Source organism: Bartonella sp. M0192 (assembly GCF_016102305.1).
Classification (GTDB): Bacteria; Pseudomonadota; Alphaproteobacteria; order Rhizobiales; family Rhizobiaceae; genus Bartonella; species Bartonella apihabitans.
In genome coordinates, this window is the sequence record NZ_JACFOU010000001.1 from 2,124,398 (window position 1) to 2,142,945 (window position 18,548).

The window sequence follows — 18,548 nt, forward strand, 5'->3', positions numbered from 1 at the left end:
CGATGAAGCAGTCTCTTGCATTCGAACCTCTTCTTTCCTGGCCAATCAGCCTGACTTTGATCGGCCTTGCATTTTTGTTGGTTGCTGCCGCACTTATTCTGCGTAAAAGAGGTGCGGCTTTACGGGCTTGTGCTTTGGCAGCCCTGTCACTTGCACTTCTCGACCCTGTCATGATCGAGGAACAAACAGAGCCGCTAAAAAGCGTTGTCGGTATTGTTTTAGACAAAAGCCAGAGCCAGAATTTCGGTACCCGTTCAAAAGACAGTCAGGATGCAATAGCTGCATTAAAAACCGAGCTTTCCAAACATCCCGAATTCGAACCCCGTTTCATTGATGCCAAAGCCGTATCCAATTCGAATAATGGCAGCGAAACAAAATTATTCACGCCCTTGAATGAAGCCATTTCCGATGTTCCGCCTGCCCGTTATGCCGGCACAATTCTGGTGACAGACGGTCAGGTTCATGATGTCGATCTGGCCTCTTCCAATACAGCCGGAGAAAAACCTGTCAATACATTGCTGACCGGTGAACCGGACGAATATGACCGTCAAATAAAATTTGTTGATCCGCCACGTTTCGGAATTACCAACAAGCCTTTTAAAATACGGTTTGAAATAGCTGACAAAGGCAAAGTACCCGCTTCTGCCGATAAAGCGCTTGTCGAGCTCAAGGTCAACGGTAATGTTGTCTATCATGTGAGCGAAGACACAAATCGGGAAATCGAAACGGAAATCACTCTTCCCCATGCGGGCAAAAACATTATCGAAGTGACAACCTCTCCTCTTGATGGGGAGTTGACCACGGTCAATAACACTGCTGTCACCATTGTCGAGGGTATACGTGAAAATTTGCGCGTTCTCCTCGTATCAGGCGAACCGCACAACGGGGAACGGACGTGGCGTGACCTTTTGAAAAGCGATCCCGGTATCGACCTTGTCCACTTTACAATTCTTCGCCCTCCCGAGAAAGCCGACAATACACCGCTCAGCCAGCTTTCACTGATTGTCTTTCCGACGACCGATCTTTTCGTCAACAAGATTAACGACTTTGATCTCGTCATTTTCGATCGCTATCAGCACTATAATGTATTGCCATTGATCTATTACGACTATGTAGCGCAATATGTGAAAAACGGCGGTGCATTATTGATGGCAACGGGGCCTGAATTTGCTGGTGAAAATACACTTGCTGAAACACCCCTCATAAGTGTTTTACCGGCTTTGCCAAGTGGCGAGGTCATTGAAAAACCGTTCACTCCGTCAATTACCAAAGCCGGAATGCGCCACCCTGTGACCCGTGGGCTGACCCATGTGACAGAAAAAGATGAAGAAAATACAAAGCGGGAAACGGTAGCGGGAAATTGGGGAAAATGGCTCCGTCAGATAGCCGTTCAGGATACCTCGAATAGCACTGTTGTCATGAATGGCGCTGATAACCGCCCACTTATGTTGTTATCCCATATGGATAAAGGCCGCGTTGGTATGTTGCTTTCTGACGAAGGCTGGTTATGGGCGCGCGGTTTTGAAGGCGGAGGCCCCTATGCAGCCCTCTACCGCCGCATGGCCCATTGGCTCATGAAAGAACCGGAGCTTGAAGAAGAAGCATTGACAGCCTCCGGTGAAGGTAATCGTCTTACCATTCGCCGCCAGACCATGGCTGATCAACCCGACATTGCCACTGTTCATTTTCCGTCAGGGAAAACAAGCGATGTCACTTTGCAAAAACAAGAACCGGGTGTCTTTGAAGCCAGTCTCGATACCGACGAAATCGGCCTTTTTAAAGTAACGAACGGAGATAAGGAAGCTCTCACACATATCGGCCCCATCAATTCGCCCGAATATGCCGAATTGATTTCGACAGATGAAAAACTTCGCCCGCTCGCCAATAAAACAGGCGGAGCAATTGTCCGCTTGCATCAAAAGCAGGGTGATAAAATCGAACTTCCTTCAATCGACGTTCAAAAAGGGCAAAACAGTGATGCCGTTAAAAACCGGAACCACATTGTCCTTAACGAAGCTACTGAAACGAGACTGGTCAACACATTTGCCCTTCCTCTTTTCAATGGTGTTCTCGCCCTTGTCGTTTCACTCTTTCTACTCGCGAGCCTTTGGTATAGAGAAGGTCGTTAAATTAAAAAACGACCTTCGCAAACTTCAGAATAATGAGTTTCAAAATAGCAAATGCTTGCTTATTAATTGATAAATATCAAACTATTTATTGATGAATTTGGTTCATTCGACCATATCGGCAATGATAATTTGTCCGATATAAAATGCCTGTCCAATATAAAATGATTGAAATTCCGGTACCAGCCCGCCTCTCTTCAATCATATGAAAATACGACACAAGCATACGAAAAGCTGACTGTTCAGATAAGCTGAATGCAATCGGTTAATTGCCTGTCGGGGATCAAGCGAAAAACAACGGGGTGCCGAACCATTCCACCCCGATTTTTCAAACATAAAATCAAGCTTGCCTTTTGGACTGGTTTTTGTTGAGAACAAGACCTGTCGCTTCGTCCATTGCTCCCTCGGACAGTTCCAACGCCAAGAGCCGTTCCGGATTAACCGGCGCAGGCATAGTCATTTTCCCGTAAGCTACTTTAAAAAATCCGAAACGGCGATAATAAGGTTCATCTCCGACAAGAAGAATAAAGGAAACATGCTTTTCTTTTGCCTGCTCTATTGTGTGCCGCATTAACAAACTTCCAAGTCCAAGACTTTTTGTCTTGGGCGATATAACAATCGGCCCGAGGAGATAGCCATTGGCATTGCCCACGACAATCGGCGTCATGCGGACTGTACCGACAAGATCGCCATCCAATAAAAGAACAAAAGAAAGACTTTTGTCATGGCCGCCTTTTTCGCGAATAAGATGAGCGGCACGCGTAAAACGGGCGGGACCAAAAGCCTCTCTGTTCAACTCTTCGATGAATTTTTCATGTTCCGATGTCTCTGCCATTATGGTGACATCGCTTTTCGACAATTCAGGAGCTTTTGCGTCGTCAGAATGAGACAACAATTCTTTTGCAGCAGAATTTTTTTCCATGAGATGACCCGAAAGAAAAATAAGACAAACAAAATCAACGGTTAAAAATACCAAAACTCCGGCAGTTCATCGTCGTTGATTTGCATAACACATGTTCGTCTACTATTCCGATGGGCATTCTTATGAATGGCTGTGAATGGCGCTTCTCTTGACCCGAGCTTTCGAGCCTCTAGCGATTGTCAATAAAGTTCGAAACAATCTTCGATCCCTTTTCAACATTGAAATAGTTAGCGAGAAAAAAACATGAAATCAATCTCATTTATAGGCATCTATATTTCGGATTGACAGTTTTGTCGCTGATAGAAATTTCCAACCGGCAATTTTATCAGGAATAAATCGAGATATTCGATTGTAACAATAACAAAATTGCCGCGAAATGATTCGATCTTAGTTAATGATGAGTTAATATTTCCAGTTGAATTCATTGGTATTTTTCCACAGCCCCGATTTTTTGTTGCAATTATGATACAGTTGCATGTCAAACAAGGCGATAAAGCGGCAAAAAGACGATTGTTTGATTCAAATCAATGGATATTTCCGCTTAAATAGGTTTGAACAGATACAAATTACAGTTGTGAAACATGCACCGCTTTTTAGGAGACATAGATATGAAGAAATTGATCGGTAGCAGTATCGTTGCCATCGCAGCAGCACTCAGCTTCTCAGGTTCAGCTTCGGCTGCCGATGTTCAGAGTGCAAAGCCTGTTGTTCAGGAAGCCCAGAGCCCTTGGCAGATCCGCGTTCGCGCTCTCGGCGTTGTACCGCGTGACAAAGGCCATGTTAACCAGATCCATGGTTCTGACCTTGACTTCTCGAGCACAGTCATTCCTGAACTCGATATCACCTACTACTTCACCAACAACATCGCTGCCGAATTGATTTTGGGTACAACCTATTCGTCAATTGACGGTCAGGGTACATTGCACGCTGCAGGTGCTGGTAAGCTTGGTAAAACATGGATTTTGCCTCCGACCCTTACTCTTCAATACCACTTCACCAATTTCGGCGCATTCAAGCCATATATCGGTGGTGGTGTTAACTACACAATCTTCTACAACGAAGATGCTGACCACAATTCAGCCGGCGTTGGTTTGAAAGACCTCGACATCGACAACACATGGGGCGGCGCTCTTCAAGTTGGTTTCGACTACATGCTTGACCAACACTGGGGCTTCAACTTCGACGTGAAGAAACTTTATCTCCGTCCGGATTTCGACGGCAAGTTGAACGCTGCTACAGCCGGTGCTTTGAAAATGGATGAACACATCAGCGGTAAAGCAAAGCTTGATCCTTGGCTGATCGGCGCTGGTGTAACCTATCGCTTCTAACAAAGGCGGGGGCTTGATAAAGTAAATTGAGGGGGCTTGGTTTACTTTTCACAAAAAAGGACGCTATTGAGCGTCCTTTTTTTGTACCTGCTTTATTTTTGATCACGCTTTCCGAAAAATCGACCTCTGTGACGAAACCGATCGCTGTGGAACAATCAACCTCAGTGGCGAAATCGACCTCCGTGGAGAAATCGTTCTCTTCTGCGAAATCGGCGACAATTTCCGACTAACTTTTCTCTTAAACGTTACAAAAAAGCTGCTTTGCCAAAGGGAGACGTTTTATTTGCAAGCTTTGGCAAGCTTCACTTTGTTCGATAAAATTTCCCGTTGAAAATCTCGGCATCCGCTTTTTTGGAAATCGGGAAATTGGAATGGCTGATATTTCATGGAGGGCGTTTAGAACAGCTTTCACTGAAAACTATTTCCTCCGTCAACAAACAATCTCCGCTTAATTGCCCTCCCCCTGAAGACACAGCAATTACGCTTCCGGTTAGCCGGAAGAACTCCATTTTTTGTGGGAAAACATTCAATTTTTCCATTAAAAATGTCCAACCGGCTATTTCCTGAATGCGTTATTTTTTAAAAAATGCCGGTTATTTAATAGAACTGTTCGCTCTATTGCCGATGTCATGCTCTTCCCCAAATAATTTATGCGTTTTTCCGAGAAACAAGTTTGTCCATTCATCAACAAGCTGATGAATTTTGTTGATACTGCTTTTTATTGGCTGGTTTTTAATGAGCTGGATTTTTTTATAAGCAGACTTTTTTAATAGGCTGGCTTTTTTATACGTTGCTTTTTATCAGGCTTGCTCTTTCGCTAGCATATCCTATTATCGTCGTTCATTCTCATCTCTTCTGCCAAATCAATAATGCATTTATTTACACAAATGTATTTTAACCTCATCTTTCCGGTTATCGCATCAATTTGGCCTTCAAGGAAGTTGATCATGCTCCGGTTCAAAAATTCAAATGAAAACGCACAATATTGCAATGCATTATCAAAGCCTAAAGGGCATTTTTAATCTTTTGAAGGACGGTATCCCTTTTAACAGTGAATATCTATTGACGTGGAGTTAAATCGCCGCGCCATTAAACACGACGATAAAATGAACCGTCTTTCGCCAAAAAATTCAGTGACCAAAACCTGAACCGGCCACAGCCTTTATAAAACAAGTCTATTTTCGATAAAATTTTTTGTCTGCAAAACCGGATGTCTTTCGCCATGCCGGTTTTTCGACATGATTATGGCAATTGATATATTTGTTTACAAAACCTTCGAGGCTCTTTCAAAAGTGTTGAAAGTTTCCCCATTCCCACTGCCGCCGTTAAGTTCAAAAACCGGTTGTTTCAAAAATAAAATCCGGTTGCGGTTTTGTTTGTTCGCCTCTTTTAAACGCAGAGAGACTGGCTCGCTCGACCTTCCGGAAATGTGCCTGCAGTTCTGAAACATAAATTCTTGAGCTTAAAAAAAGTTAAGGGCTTTGCGGCTCCTTCAAACGCGTTGCAACTATTTACTAAAATCCCGTTGCTGCCAATATGCACGAAGACCGTCTCTTTTTAAAAAACTCAAATCCGGTTGCAGTTTGGTATTTTGTTATCTTTCAAGGATTTCAGGTAAATAACTGTCTCTTTTTGCTGCTATTTATAGCTTTACAAGCTATTCTCCACGTTTATTTGCCATCTTTGTCTTTATAATCTTTTCTTTCCGGACCGTTGTTGTTTTTTTGTTGCCTATTTTTATTGTCTCGCTATGTTCAGTGGAATGTTTCACTTGGCTCACATATCCGACATTCATTTGTCGCCGCTTCCAGACCCTCGTTTTTTCGAGCTCATAGGAAAGCGTTTAACCGGTTATATTAACTGGAAGAAAAACCGTACCGGTGAAATGGGACGGCAAACACTTGATGCTTTGATGGAAAGTATCAAAGAAAAACAGGCTGACCACCTCGTTATTTCCGGAGATCTCGTCAATCTCTCTTTGCCGAAAGAATTTGCTGCTGCAAAAGATTGGCTTGTGGCGCAAGGCCCTGCAAGCGATATTTCGCTGACCTTCGGCAATCACGACGCCTATGTGGGGGGTGCTTTCAGAAAAGCTTGCAAAACCTTTCGCCCGTGGATTACCAGCGAAGAAGCCCATGCATGGAGTGCCGTTTTTCCCTATATGCGTGTTCGTGATCAGGTGGCTATTATCGCGGTTTCTTCAGCCATTGCCACACCGCCTTTTTTCGCAACCGGACGTTTTGATAGCGCTCAGGCCTATCATCTGGCTGATCTTTTACGTGAAGCCAAAGAACGCAATCTTTTCAGAATGGTGATGATTCACCACCCGCCCTATAAAAATGCAACTTATTGGCATAAAAAATTATGGGGCATTGAACGTTTCCAGCGCGTCATCAAACAATATGGTGCCGAACTTATTCTCCATGGACATACCCATGTTCCCTCTCTTGAACATATTGAAGGGAAAGAACGTGACGTTCCGGTTGTTGGTGTTGCTTCTGCCTCGCAAGCCTTTGGCGGCAAAAAGCCTCCTGCCAATTACAACTGGTTTACAATTGATGGTGATTGCGAAAGCTGGCATTGCGGGCTTGAACGCTATACAATCGTCAATAAAGAAAACGAAATCCACTGCACCGAAAAAATCACGCTTTTTTAGTGCATTCAATTTAGTGCATTCGGGCAAAAGGCCTGACAGCAATTTTCCTGTAACGAGCTGGCACAGAGCGGATTTAAAATAATGCCGGCGTTTAAGATAATGCCAACATTTAAAATAATGCCCGCGTTTTAACCAATAATAACGCGGCATGAATCGGGTTTGCTTGACCGCGAATATTCCTATTGTGAGTTGGATTTCATATGCTCACAAAACTCATGAAAAATAGACGGAACATCGATATTTTGGAGCAAAATTTTTCCCCAAGAAAAGACGAAAAATCCACATAAAACAAAGCGTTGGCCTTGATGATAATTATCGCTTGGCTTTCATGTCTATCGATTGCCATGTTGTTAATAGATATTTCGCGTGGCTCACTGAAATCCCCTATTTTTCCGGACTTTTTGTGGCAATTGTTTCGTCACACCAGTGAGGCGCAATTGCGCCGATCGTTTTTCATTATCTTTCTTATTTCGGACGCCCTGTTTTTCGTGGCGAATAAAAAGCGTGATTTGCTCCCCTATTCAAAGGGCTACATAAGCCGTTTTGAAGCCATGAGACGATATAACCGTTTTGACCTGGCGGAGAAGCTATATAAGCATTTTGAAGTGGTGAGACGGCTTAATCTTTATGAAGTAGTAGGAAGACTACACGCTACATAAGCGTTCCGGAATGGTTTTTTGACGAGACTATTCAAACTTCCGCTGGCGATTTCAAACTTCCGTTGGCAATTTGTCAAAGGACGGTTACTATTCTCGCGTTATCACGATTTTCGAGAATTTAGCCGGGTTCGAGAGCTTAACGGGCGGCAAGGTCAAGACATGATGTGTTTATTGCCGCCCGTAAAACATTAGAGTTTCAACCGGTTAACCGCTGAAACGATAGCATCGAGCGAGGCTGTCGTAATGTTTTCATCAATAGCAACGCCGAATATTTTGCCTTCCGGATAGGCTATTTCCATATAACAAATGGCTTTTGCATCCGAACCGCGTTGCAAAGAATGTTCCGAATAGTCAACAACCGAAAGCTTTTTATCAAGATATTTGGAAAAAGCATCAATAAAGCCGTCCACCAGACCGGTACCGCTTCCCTTGATGGTTTTTTCTTTTCCATGATCGGTAATTGTTGCCGTCACATCAATGCGGCCTTTTTCCTTCGGATCTGCTTTGGTTTTATAGTCGACAAAGCCGAAACGGCCATGGTTCTGTTTGACATAAGTCTTGACGAATTCGTCATAAATCCGCTTCGACGGCAATTCTTTGCCTTCTTCATCGGTAATATGCTGGATAACATCGCGAAATTCGATTTGCAAAGCGCGCGGCAGGTTCAGACCGTAATCCGATTGCAGAATATAGGCAATGCCACCTTTGCCCGATTGCGAATTGATGCGGATAATGGCTTCATAGCTTCTGCCGACATCTTGCGGATCAATCGGCAGATAAGGCACTTCCCACAAAGTCTTGTTGGACTTTTTCATTGCCTTCATGCCCTTATTGATCGCATCCTGATGCGAACCCGAAAAAGCGGTATAAACCAATTCACCAACATAAGGGTGGCGTTCCGGAATTCTAAGCTGGTTACAATATTCATAAACTTCCTTGATTTTCTCGATATTCGAGCAATCAAGTTTCGGGTCAACCCCTTGGGTAAACATATTCAACGCCAGAGCAACAACGTCTACATTACCAGTGCGTTCGCCATTTCCGAACAGTGTCCCTTCAACACGGTCGGCACCGGCGAGCAGGCCCAGTTCGGTGGCCGCAATGCCGCAACCACGGTCATTATGCGGGTGCAGAGAAATCAGCACACTATCACGCCGATCAATATTTCTCCCCATCCATTCGATTTCATCGGCATAGATATTGGGAGTGGACATTTCAACCGTAGAAGGCAAATTCAAAATCATTTTATTGTCGGGCGTCGGATTGACAATTTCGATGACGGCATTCGAAATTTCCAGTGCAACTTCAAGCTCGGTACCGGTAAAACTCTCCGGTGAATACTCGAAACGATAATGTTTACCGGCTTTGGCGGCCATATCCATGACCATTTTTGCAGCATCGGTCGCAATTTTTTTAACGCCTTGAACATCTTTTCCGAACACAACCCGCCGCTGCAATTCACTCGTTGAATTGTAAAAATGCACAATCGGGTGGCTGGCTCCTTCGAGCGCCTCGAATGTACGGGTAATCAATTCCGGACGGCATTGTACCAGAACCTGCAAGCTTACATTTTCAGGAACATTGCCATGTTCGATACACCAGCGCGCGAAGTCGAAATCGGTTTGCGAAGCCGATGGAAAACCGATTTCGATTTCCGGAAAGCCCATTTCCAAAAGCAGGCGGAACATGCGTTCTTTACGGTCTTGCCCCATAGGGTCGATCAAAGCCTGATTGCCATCACGCAGATCGACAGAACACCAGATTGGCGCTTTTTCGATGCGTTTGTCAGGCCATGTGCGGTCTTTCAATGTCACTTGCGGGTAAGGTTGATATTTTTGCGATGCTGTCGGCATGCCTTTTTGTGAAAAATTCGGGGAAATACTCATAGTTTATGCTCTTCTGAAACACCGGTAACCGGTTGATATTTTAAAAGGAAGATTGTTGAAGAGGAGCATTTACGCCGGCAGGTAACGACCGCCGGGCGCCCCTCACCGGCCCCGGCAGTCGCTCATAAGCCCGAGAAGAAGCAAATTTGAAGGCAAAGCACAAAAGCCCGCATCGCTAATGCGGTCAAAATCCGACAATTTTTGTGCGCCATAATTTTTCATGAGCGAAAATATGACATAGCTTTTTTTCAAGTGCAACCCGTTTTATCAAAGCTTCACCGGTTCGTGTTCAAAATTGCGCTTCTTGCCACTCAAGGCCATGCTTTTCGCGATTGAGACCTAAAATTCAAGTCTTGCAATTCAATAGGCACGGTTCACAATTTCAATCGGTGACTGAGCTCGTTAATCAACAGAGCTGTCTTCATGTCATTGATTTGTCCTTTTTCGTTAAGCTTGATTGCCTCTTCAACACTCATTTCAACAATATCGAGATTTTCTCCTTCATTGGCGAGCCCTCCGCCCGAAAAACGGTGGTCTTGCGGGCGATAGCGGGCAAGATAAAGCCAAAGCTGCTCGGTTGAAAATCCCGGGGTTGTGAAACCTTTAAAAACCAGTTCGAGATTATGGATCTGGTAGCCTAATTCCTCTTTTGCCTCGCGCAGCATGGTTTCATCGGCCGATTCGTCTTTTTCTATGTGGCCGGCACAAGCTTCCAGCACATACATGGAACCGGATGCAAGATAGACAGGTGCACGAAACTGCTTGACAAAAAGCACTGTTTTTCTTTCCTCGTCATAAGGCAAAACGGCAGCTCCATTGCGATTATGGTAGGTTTCACGCTTTACTGTTCTCCATTCGCCTGCGGCATCTTGCTGCTCATAGGAAACGGCTGTCAGTTTTGTCCAATGGTCGGATAATACAGTTTCTTTCAAATTTCTGATTTTTAACATAATGCTCCTCATGCAATGGGAACGGCAGTGGTTCCCTTTGGCAGTTTTGCTTCCTCTTCCGGTTCGATATGAATGACAATACGTGCCTTTTCGATTTCTTGTTTCAGAGCATCTTCTATTCTGTTGCATATATCATGGGCATCTCCCACCGTCATTTTGGAAGGAACCACCAGATGGAATTCGATAAAGGTTACTTGACCCGCCACACGTGTGCGCAAATCATGCGCTTCAATAGCACCGGCTGCATGGCTTGAAATAATGTCCCTTATGCGCATTGTCTCTTCAAGCTCGACACCGACATCCATCAAGCCCTGTACCGAATTATTGATAACCTTCCAGCCTTGCCAGAGAATGTTCAAGGCCACAATAATGGCAAGCACAGGGTCAAGAATGGCCCAACCGCTCAAGATTGCGGCAAGAAGACCGGCAAGCACACCAAAAGAGGTAAAAACGTCGGTCATCAAATGCATACCGTCGGCTTTCAATGCCGGAGAATGGGAAATTCTGCCCTGTTTTATTAAAACCAAAGCCCAGATTGCATTAATGACACTGGCAAGGAGGTTGATTGCGAGCCCGTAGCCCGGTTGTTCAGGCAAATGGGTCGAGGTAAGCAATGGCCATGATTCATGCAAGATCATGATGGCGGCGACAAAAATCATCGCCCCTTCAAGAATTGCCGAAAAATATTCTGCCTTGGTATGGCCGAAGGGGTGATCGTTATCGGCCGGTTTCATGCTGATAAGGATGGCAACATAAGCAGCAATTGCCGCAATGACATTGACAATCGACTCCAGTGCATCGGAATAAAGAGCCACCGAGCCGGTGATATAATAAGCGAAATATTTGAGCGCAAAAACAACAATGGCAACAGGGATAGACCATATTGCCAATTGTTTCAGCCTTGAATTCGCATCTATCATTGCCATGCCTTCTTAATTAGTCTTGAAACAACATTTTCAATGATTGCCATTCCGACATTTCCACCGAGGCTCATAATTGATTCGGGATGGAATTGGACAGCAGCAATCGGCTGGCTTTTATGTTCGATTGCCATAATAACACCATCTGCGGTTTCTGCTGTCACGTTAAATTCGGAAGGCAAGCGGCTCGGGTCGGCAAAAATCGAATGATAGCGGCCAACCGTTATTTCTTTCGGCAAATCCTTAAACAGCAGGGTTTTGCCGGTAATATGAATGCGCGACGGTTTGCCATGCATCGGTTGATCAAGCACCCGAAGGCTGCCGCCGAAAGCTTCTGTCAGTGCTTGCAGCCCCAGACAAACGCCGAAAATCGGAATTTTACGCGCCCTTGCTTTATTGATTGTGTCTTCACAATTGAAATCTTTCGGTGTTCCCGGTCCCGGTGACAAAACAACAAGATCGGGATTGACCGTTTCAAACACTTTCTCATCAACCGGACTTCTCACTGTTGTCACTTTCGCGCCCGTTTCACGGAAATAATTGGCAAGCGTGTGCACAAATGAATCTTCATGGTCGACAAGCAGGATATTAACTCCCGTTCCGGGTTTTTCTTTCTCCTGCCTTACCGCTTTCGGTAACGGTTTGGCACTGTCACGGATAGCGGCAATCATGGCAGACGCTTTGAGCTCTGTCTCTTTTTCTTCCTCTTCCGGAATGGAATCATAAAGTAATGTTGCGCCTGCTCTGACCGATGCCACACCATCCTTGATGCGCACGGTGCGAAGAGTGAGGCCCGTATTCATGTCGCCATTAAAGAAAATCATGCCGATAGCACCCGCATACCATGCACGCGCACTTCTTTCATGGTTTTCGATAAAACGCATAGCCCACAATTTCGGTGCACCGGTTACAGTCACAGCCCATGCATGGGACAAAAAAGCATCGAACGCATCAAGCCCGTTCTGCAGGCGCCCCTCAATGTGATCAACCGTGTGAATAAGGCGCGAATACATTTCAATTTGCCGGCGCCCGATGACCCTCACCGAACCCGGTTCGCAAACACGGCTTTTGTCATTACGGTCAACATCCGAGCACATGGTCAATTCCGACTCATCCTTTTTGGAATTGAGCAAAGCCAATATCTGTTCGGAATCGGCAATGGCATCCTGCCCACGTTTGATTGTTCCGGAAATCGGGCAGGTTTCAACCCGCCTTCCGGTCACCCGAACATACATTTCAGGCGAAGCGCCAACGAGATATTCCTGTTCTCCGAGATTTATAAAGAAAGAATAGGGAGACGGATTGGTAAGTTTCAATCTTCTGCTGATTGCCGAAGGACTTGCCGGACAAGCTTCATAGAAAGTTTGCCCCGGCACCACCTCGAAGAGGTCGCCGCGCTTGAAACTTTCTTTGGCTTCCCTCACCAAAGCGGCATATTCGCCCTTTTCATGATCGCCTTTTTGCGGAACGGCTTTGGCGGCTTTAAACGGCTTTTCTTCGGTATGACGAATTAAACCTTTAGTTGTTTTTTTCTCTTCGGAAAATTCGTAATTCTCTATCCATGCGCGCGCCGAATAATGGTCGACAATGAGAATGGAATCCGGCAGATAAAGCACCATATCCCGCTGGTCGTCAGGACGTTTTATTTTAAACTCGATGGGCTCGAACTGGAACGCAAGGTCATAGCCGAAAGCACCGTAAAGGCCGAGACTCTGGTCTTCTGTCGAATGGAAAATATCGCAAATAGCCCGCAACAGAGAAAAAACCGATGGCATACGGGAGCGTTCTTCCTCGCTGAAGACACGACCCGGTTTTTTGACCGTAATTGCCAATTTGTTGGAGGTGCGCTCTGTTGCTTCCACCGCGTCAAGAATTTCAAGGCGTGGCTCGATCATATCAAGGATGATTTGACCGCGCTCGTTGAGCGCCTCGATTTTCATGTGGCGCCCGCGCGAAGTAATGGCAATTGGCGGGTCGATAATGCCGGAATCCCACCGCGTATAGCGCCCCGGATATTCATAATTCGATGAAAAAATTGCCCCACGGTGGCTATCAAGTGCATCAACCATTTTGTCGATTGCACTTTCATAGGCAATATTCTCGCAAGAACGGCTAACTTTTATGTTCCCTTTCGTGCGGTATTCAAAAGCTTTTTCAACAGCCATGTTCTTTTCCATATTTAAAACTCCGTCCTGTTTTGAAGGTCACCACCGGAACGGAGTATATAAAAAAGGCCGCCCGGTTTTCCGTCGCGACCTTGTCCTGAATTTTGTGCACAAACAAGCTGAGGCCGCTAAAAGCAACCCCACCACCAGATCATGAATGTACGTTTATTGTTCATGGAAATCCTTTTAACCTGTCCGATATTCTATAGCAACAGAAAACAGCAATAATGAAAAAGAGATGAGCTTTAACCTCTTTTTGTCAAGAATAGAGGATGAGCTAATTTTTGACCGGTAGCGCTCTTCCCGATAATGAAATTATTAAAATTGCCCTGAACTGCCGATGTTTGTCCGACACTATCGGGTTTATTCACCCGCCCTTTGAACAATCATTTCATTGGCTAAACGTCTCAGACTTTTCTTCTGTGCTGACGGAAATGCTTTTTCCTGAAAATCCGGCTTTTTTCGCCCGTCAATCGACAACCTGAACCGGATTTTGAACCAACAAAACCACTCATAGATCGGGATAGGCTTCAGTGAGAAGACTTGCTTCCAACAATCAGGTCAAAGCCCACCTTTTTAAGTTATTGGTTCTCTCTTGCCGATTTCCGAAATGAAGAAGAAAAACCGCTCTTGAAATATTTCTTCACAAAAAAACGAGGCTTTTTACCAAATAAAGATTGAATAAATACATGCCGATCAAAGCAATAAAGTGCAAAGTCTATTTACAAAAAAAGAAAAGTCCGGGCATTGGGAACCCGGACTTTTCTCCCCCTCTTAAGAAAGGGGGGACACAGGTGTAGGAAATAGCGGGGGACCTAAACACCTGTAACCAACACAACCAGAACGTGGGTTCTTTAGTGCGGTGAGTTTGAATATAGATTAGGGCCTAAAATAGTCAACAATTTTTCACAACCTAAGGTTTTGTATTTTCAACTTTAGATCCCCATTCCACACGCCTCATCAGGCTATATAATTTCTTGTTCTTTTTCGTTGAGATTTCAGTGTTTTTTTCGCCATTAGGCAAGCAAAGCGAAATATTTATTCTTCCGCTTGAACGTTGTGGACGCGAAAGGATGCGACAATATTGCACATCCGGCTTTTTTTCTGACACGGCAAGATAACAATACTTCTCGTCTTCAAAGGGAACAACTGCCTGTTTGGCTAGCTTGTGCATGCGCGAACGTTCAACCCTGACAGAGAAATGGCACCAGTCGGGAGATTGAACCGGACAGGTCAATTCATGCGGACAGGGAGCGAGGATATGGGCAGATTGTTCGAGTAATCTTTGGCGTTGACGCATCAGCCTTTTAAAACCGGCAGGCGTTCCGGGTTCGACCAGCAAAAGCACACCAACAGTTTTTTCCCAAAGTCTGTCGACAAGAAAATCCTGTGTTTTTTCTTGAAGCTCGTCGAGTACGTAACTTGCCGTGACAAGATCGGCTTTCGGCAATTTTTCACCGGAAAGCGTGGAAATATCGGCTTTTTGCCAATTGGTTGAAAAGGTGGTTTGACAATCGTTTTCAGAAGAAGCTCCGCGGGACAATTCGTCGGATTGTCCGGCGGAAATCTCGGGTTCTTCTTCGTCAATCAAACGGGAAAACAATTGCTTGCCAATAGCGATAATGTCATTGCTTTGCTCGACAAGCATTGCCTTTTCAAGAGAAGGAAAAATTCGGCTTGCGGCAAAAACGGCAGTCCCCGGCCCCGCTCCGACATCAAGCTGGCTAGACGGCAAAAAGGAAGGGCATATATCAGCCACTTCATCAAGTGCGGAATAAACCGCGCCATAGGTTGCCGGAAAGCGCGCTGCAATATAGCCGAGAGCCGCATTTTTATCGCTTATATGCATTTTCCCGTCCAGCACTTCATCGCGATACCGTCGGGTGAGCCGGTTTGACGCTTTTTCGAGTTCGGACGGATTTGTCTGTTCGAAAAGCTCGTCGAGTGCGCTTCTCAAATTGGCAGGAAGTTGCATGATAGGATTCCGTAAATAAAAGGCTTTTCTTGTGAACCTTATTTCATTCTTTGTTGAAATAGTCTAACCCCATCCTTAAGCTGTATGCTGCGTAATCATGGAGTAGCCCGAAACTTTGTCAGGCATTTTAAAACAGATAGCTGTATTTTTCGTAAGCTTGTTTCTGATTGTAGACGCAGGATATGCGGCCGCGCCTTCGAGCGATCCGCAAACGTGCAAAATGGTGCGCTTTGCCGATACCGGTTGGACCGATATTTCCGCGACAACCGCAATTGCCACGACACTACTTGAAGCACTGGGTTATAACACCGAAACAAGGATTTTATCGGTTCCGGTTACCTATGCTTCGCTTGCAAACGGCGATCTCGACGTATTTCTCGGCTATTGGAATCCCTCCATGACGCCCGATTTCAAACCTTATCGGGATGACGGCAGTGTAGAACTTCTTCGTTACAATCTTGAAGGCGCCAAATACACATTGGCTGTGCCGCAATTTGTCTATAACAAAGGCTTGAAAACTTTTCAGGATATAAAACGCTTTGGCCCCGAACTCGGCTATGCCATTTACGGGGTCGAACCCGGCAATGACGGTAACCGGCTCATTCTTTCTTTACTTGCTGATTCCACCTTCGGACTTTCCGATTTTCACATTGTTGAAACATCCGAACAGGCGATGCTCGCCGAAGTCGAGGCGCGCATTGAGGAACAACGGCCTATCGTTTTTTTAGGATGGGAACCGCACCCGATGAATATGCGCTTCAAAATGGCCTATCTTTCCGGGGGCGATAAATTTTTCGGGGAAAATTTCGGCAATGCCAAAGTGGGCACGAATATCCGCCGGAATTATCGTTCCGACTGCCCGAATGTCGCGCATTTTCTTGGCAATCTCACCTTTGATGTCGATATGGAAAACCGCTTGATGGATAAAATCCTCAATAGCGGAGAGGCTCCCGAACAGGCCGCCCGTTCCTTTCTCGTCGACAATCCGGAAAGAGTGAAAGTCTGGCTTTCCGGCGTGACCGCTTTTGACGGAAGCAATGCTAATCGCGCCGTCGAGAAAGCATTGAAATCACCAGCCAACGAAACACATTTTGCCTATAAAATTCCGGTCGGGGAAACGGCAAATATCGTTGTCGAATTTTTGAAAGAGCATGGCGGGCTCTTTTTTACCGCCCTTCGTGTCGGACTGGGGAGCTTGTTGAAAGCCACATTGGCACTGTTATTGTGGCCAAATCCTTTATTGTTGATTGCTTTTTTATGTGTTCTTGCCTTTGCCATACAGAGAAACTGGCGGGTCGTGCTGCTTACCGGACTGGGGTTCCTGTTCGTCATCAATCAGGGTTACTGGGTTGACACCATGGAAACCATAACCCTGCTCTTCTGGTCATGCATTCTTTGTATGGGAATAGGTGTTCCCGTTGGCATAGCCTGCGCCCATCGACCCAAAGTCTATCGTGTGATACAGCCCATTCTCGACCTTATGCAGACATTGCCAACCTTTGTCTATCTGATACCGGCTATCATATTTTTCCGCATCGGCATGGTACCGGGATTGATCGCAACAATTATCTTCGTGCTCCCTGCACCCATAAGGCTTACCCAGCAGGGTATTGTCTCGACGCCGAAAGCCTTGATTGAGGCAGGCAAAGCATTCGGTTCGAATCGTCGTCAAATTTTATGGAAAATCGAATTTCCCCATGCAATGCCGGAAATACGCGCCGGAATGACACAAACCATTATGCTTTCGCTTTCCATGGTGGTGATTGCCGCAACTGTTGGCGGTAATGGGCTGGGTGTCAAAGTTTACCGTGCCCTCCAGCAACATGATGCTGCCATGGGCTTTGAAGCGGGCTGCGTGATTGTGGTGGTGGCCATTGTCCTTGACCGCTTGTTCCGTCCGGGAAAGGTACGCTAATGGCCAGAGTGATTATCGATCATGTGAGTGTGGTTTTCGGCAATCGCCGCAAGCAGGCGCTTGATCTTGCAGATCAGGGTGCTTCACGGGCAGAAATAAAAGATTTAACCAATACCGTGCTTGGTGTCCATGAATGTTCACTCAACATTGCCGAAGGTGAAACGCTGGTTTTGATGGGGCTCTCCGGTTCGGGAAAATCGACTTTGCTGCGCACCATCAACCGTTTGATAAAGCCTGTTGAAGGCAATATTTATGTTGGTGACGCGGGAAAAGAAATTAATGTTACCACCGCGTCGAGTGATGAACTGCGTTATGTGCGCACGCGCCTTGTTTCTATGGTATTCCAACAATTCGGCCTTTTTCCATGGCGCACCGTTGCCGATAATATCGGCTTCGGCCTTGAAGTGGCGGGGGTGCCAAAGAAGCAACGTCAGGCCATTATTGCCGAACAGCTTGATCTCGTCGGGTTGAATGAATGGGCAAACCGCATGGTGACCGAGCTTTCCGGCGGTATGCAACAAAGAATCGGCCTTGCCCGTGCTTTTGCAACCGGCGCACCGGTGCTACTAATGGACGAGCCGTTTTCAGCCCTTGACCCGCTTATACGCAACCATTTACAGGACGAGCTTCTGGAACTCCAAAAGCGGCTCAATAAAACATTGATCTTTGTGAGCCACGACCTTGATGAAGCCATCAAAATGGGCAACCGCATCGCCATTATGGAAGACGGGCGAATCTTACAATGCGGAACAGCACAAGAAATCGTGCTAACGCCCGCCAATGAACATGTCGCCAATTTTGTACGCCACATTAATCCGTTGAGCTTTTTAACAGCCCGACAGGTCATGCGCCCCTATAATTTCCAAAATGGTGATATTTCAGTTGCAGCCATGGCAAAACCTGATACGAGTTTACCTGATCTCATCAGTGTTTGTGACCGGAAAAATGGAGCAATCGGTGTGGCTGAAGACGGACGTGTCATCGGCGTAATTACCGAAGAAGACATCATCCATCATCTGGCAGAACACCAGAAACGGTGATAGGTG

The 18,548-nt window shown here is 45.7% G+C and carries 12 protein-coding genes and 1 pseudogene; 7 read left to right on the forward strand and 6 right to left on the reverse strand.

Annotation, left to right across the window (positions count from 1 at the left end):
- Positions 1–2 precede the first annotated feature (2 nt).
- Positions 3–2,129, forward strand: a complete 2,127-nt coding sequence (locus tag H3S82_RS09280; protein WP_198233198.1) for a glutamine amidotransferase — start codon at positions 3–5, stop codon at positions 2,127–2,129.
- A 337-nt stretch (positions 2,130–2,466) separates the two neighbouring features.
- Here the strand turns inward: H3S82_RS09280 and H3S82_RS09285 are convergent, their stop codons facing one another.
- Complete coding sequence (locus H3S82_RS09285) at positions 2,467–3,048, reverse strand: GNAT family N-acetyltransferase (protein WP_370541259.1); 582 nt, start codon at positions 3,046–3,048, stop codon at positions 2,467–2,469.
- A gap of 608 nt (positions 3,049–3,656) precedes the next feature.
- On the opposite strand from H3S82_RS09285, the gene H3S82_RS09290 reads away from it, so the two are divergent.
- The 3 genes from H3S82_RS09290 (at position 3,657) to H3S82_RS09300 (ending at position 7,691) form a co-directional block, all read left to right on the forward strand.
- Positions 3,657–4,376 (forward strand): OmpW family protein, encoded by a 720-nt coding sequence (locus H3S82_RS09290; RefSeq protein ID WP_149867454.1) that lies wholly within the window; start codon positions 3,657–3,659, stop codon positions 4,374–4,376.
- Between the two features lie 1,750 nt (positions 4,377–6,126).
- Positions 6,127–7,032 carry a metallophosphoesterase gene (locus H3S82_RS09295; RefSeq protein WP_198233197.1) on the forward strand — a complete coding sequence of 302 codons (906 nt, stop codon included), beginning with the start codon at positions 6,127–6,129 and terminating at the stop codon, positions 7,030–7,032.
- 302 nt (positions 7,033–7,334) lie between these two features.
- A complete protein-coding gene (locus H3S82_RS09300) occupies positions 7,335–7,691 on the forward strand; it encodes a hypothetical protein (protein WP_198233196.1) in 357 nt (118 codons plus the stop codon).
- 188 nt (positions 7,692–7,879) lie between these two features.
- Here H3S82_RS09300 and leuA read toward each other — a convergent pair whose 3' ends face one another.
- The 5 genes from leuA to H3S82_RS09325 all read right to left on the reverse strand — a co-directional run bounded on the left by leuA (position 7,880) and on the right by H3S82_RS09325 (position 15,587).
- Positions 7,880–9,577 carry a 2-isopropylmalate synthase gene (gene leuA, locus H3S82_RS09305; RefSeq protein ID WP_198233195.1) on the reverse strand — a complete coding sequence of 566 codons (1,698 nt, stop codon included), beginning with the start codon at positions 9,575–9,577 and terminating at the stop codon, positions 7,880–7,882.
- A gap of 374 nt (positions 9,578–9,951) precedes the next feature.
- Positions 9,952–10,527: an NUDIX hydrolase gene (locus H3S82_RS09310; RefSeq protein ID WP_198233194.1), complete on the reverse strand. Its 576-nt coding sequence runs from the start codon at positions 10,525–10,527 to the stop codon at positions 9,952–9,954.
- An 8-nt stretch (positions 10,528–10,535) separates the two neighbouring features.
- Positions 10,536–11,444 carry a cation diffusion facilitator family transporter gene (locus H3S82_RS09315; protein WP_370541284.1) on the reverse strand — a complete coding sequence of 303 codons (909 nt, stop codon included), beginning with the start codon at positions 11,442–11,444 and terminating at the stop codon, positions 10,536–10,538.
- Positions 11,444–13,624 (reverse strand): anthranilate synthase, encoded by a 2,181-nt coding sequence (locus H3S82_RS09320; RefSeq protein ID WP_246785261.1) that lies wholly within the window; start codon positions 13,622–13,624, stop codon positions 11,444–11,446. The genes H3S82_RS09315 and H3S82_RS09320 overlap by 1 nt, the downstream gene beginning before the upstream one ends.
- A 901-nt stretch (positions 13,625–14,525) precedes the next feature.
- Positions 14,526–15,587, reverse strand: coding sequence for a small ribosomal subunit Rsm22 family protein (locus H3S82_RS09325; RefSeq protein ID WP_198224135.1), 1,062 nt, complete (start codon positions 15,585–15,587; stop codon positions 14,526–14,528).
- Between the two features lie 157 nt (positions 15,588–15,744).
- On the opposite strand from H3S82_RS09325, the pseudogene choX reads away from it, so the two are divergent.
- The 3 genes and pseudogenes from choX to H3S82_RS09335 all read left to right on the forward strand — a co-directional run.
- Positions 15,745–16,641, forward strand: a pseudogene (choX, locus tag H3S82_RS11210) (choline ABC transporter substrate-binding protein); the annotation flags it as partial.
- Positions 16,642–16,650: 9 nt separating this feature from the next.
- On the forward strand, positions 16,651–17,502 hold the full coding sequence (gene choW / locus H3S82_RS11215; protein ID WP_225868370.1) for a choline ABC transporter permease subunit: 852 nt from the start codon (positions 16,651–16,653) through the stop codon (positions 17,500–17,502).
- Positions 17,502–18,542: a glycine betaine/L-proline ABC transporter ATP-binding protein gene (locus H3S82_RS09335; RefSeq protein WP_198233192.1), complete on the forward strand. Its 1,041-nt coding sequence runs from the start codon at positions 17,502–17,504 to the stop codon at positions 18,540–18,542. Before choW ends, H3S82_RS09335 begins: the two co-directional genes overlap by 1 nt.
- Positions 18,543–18,548: the final 6 nt, after the last annotated feature.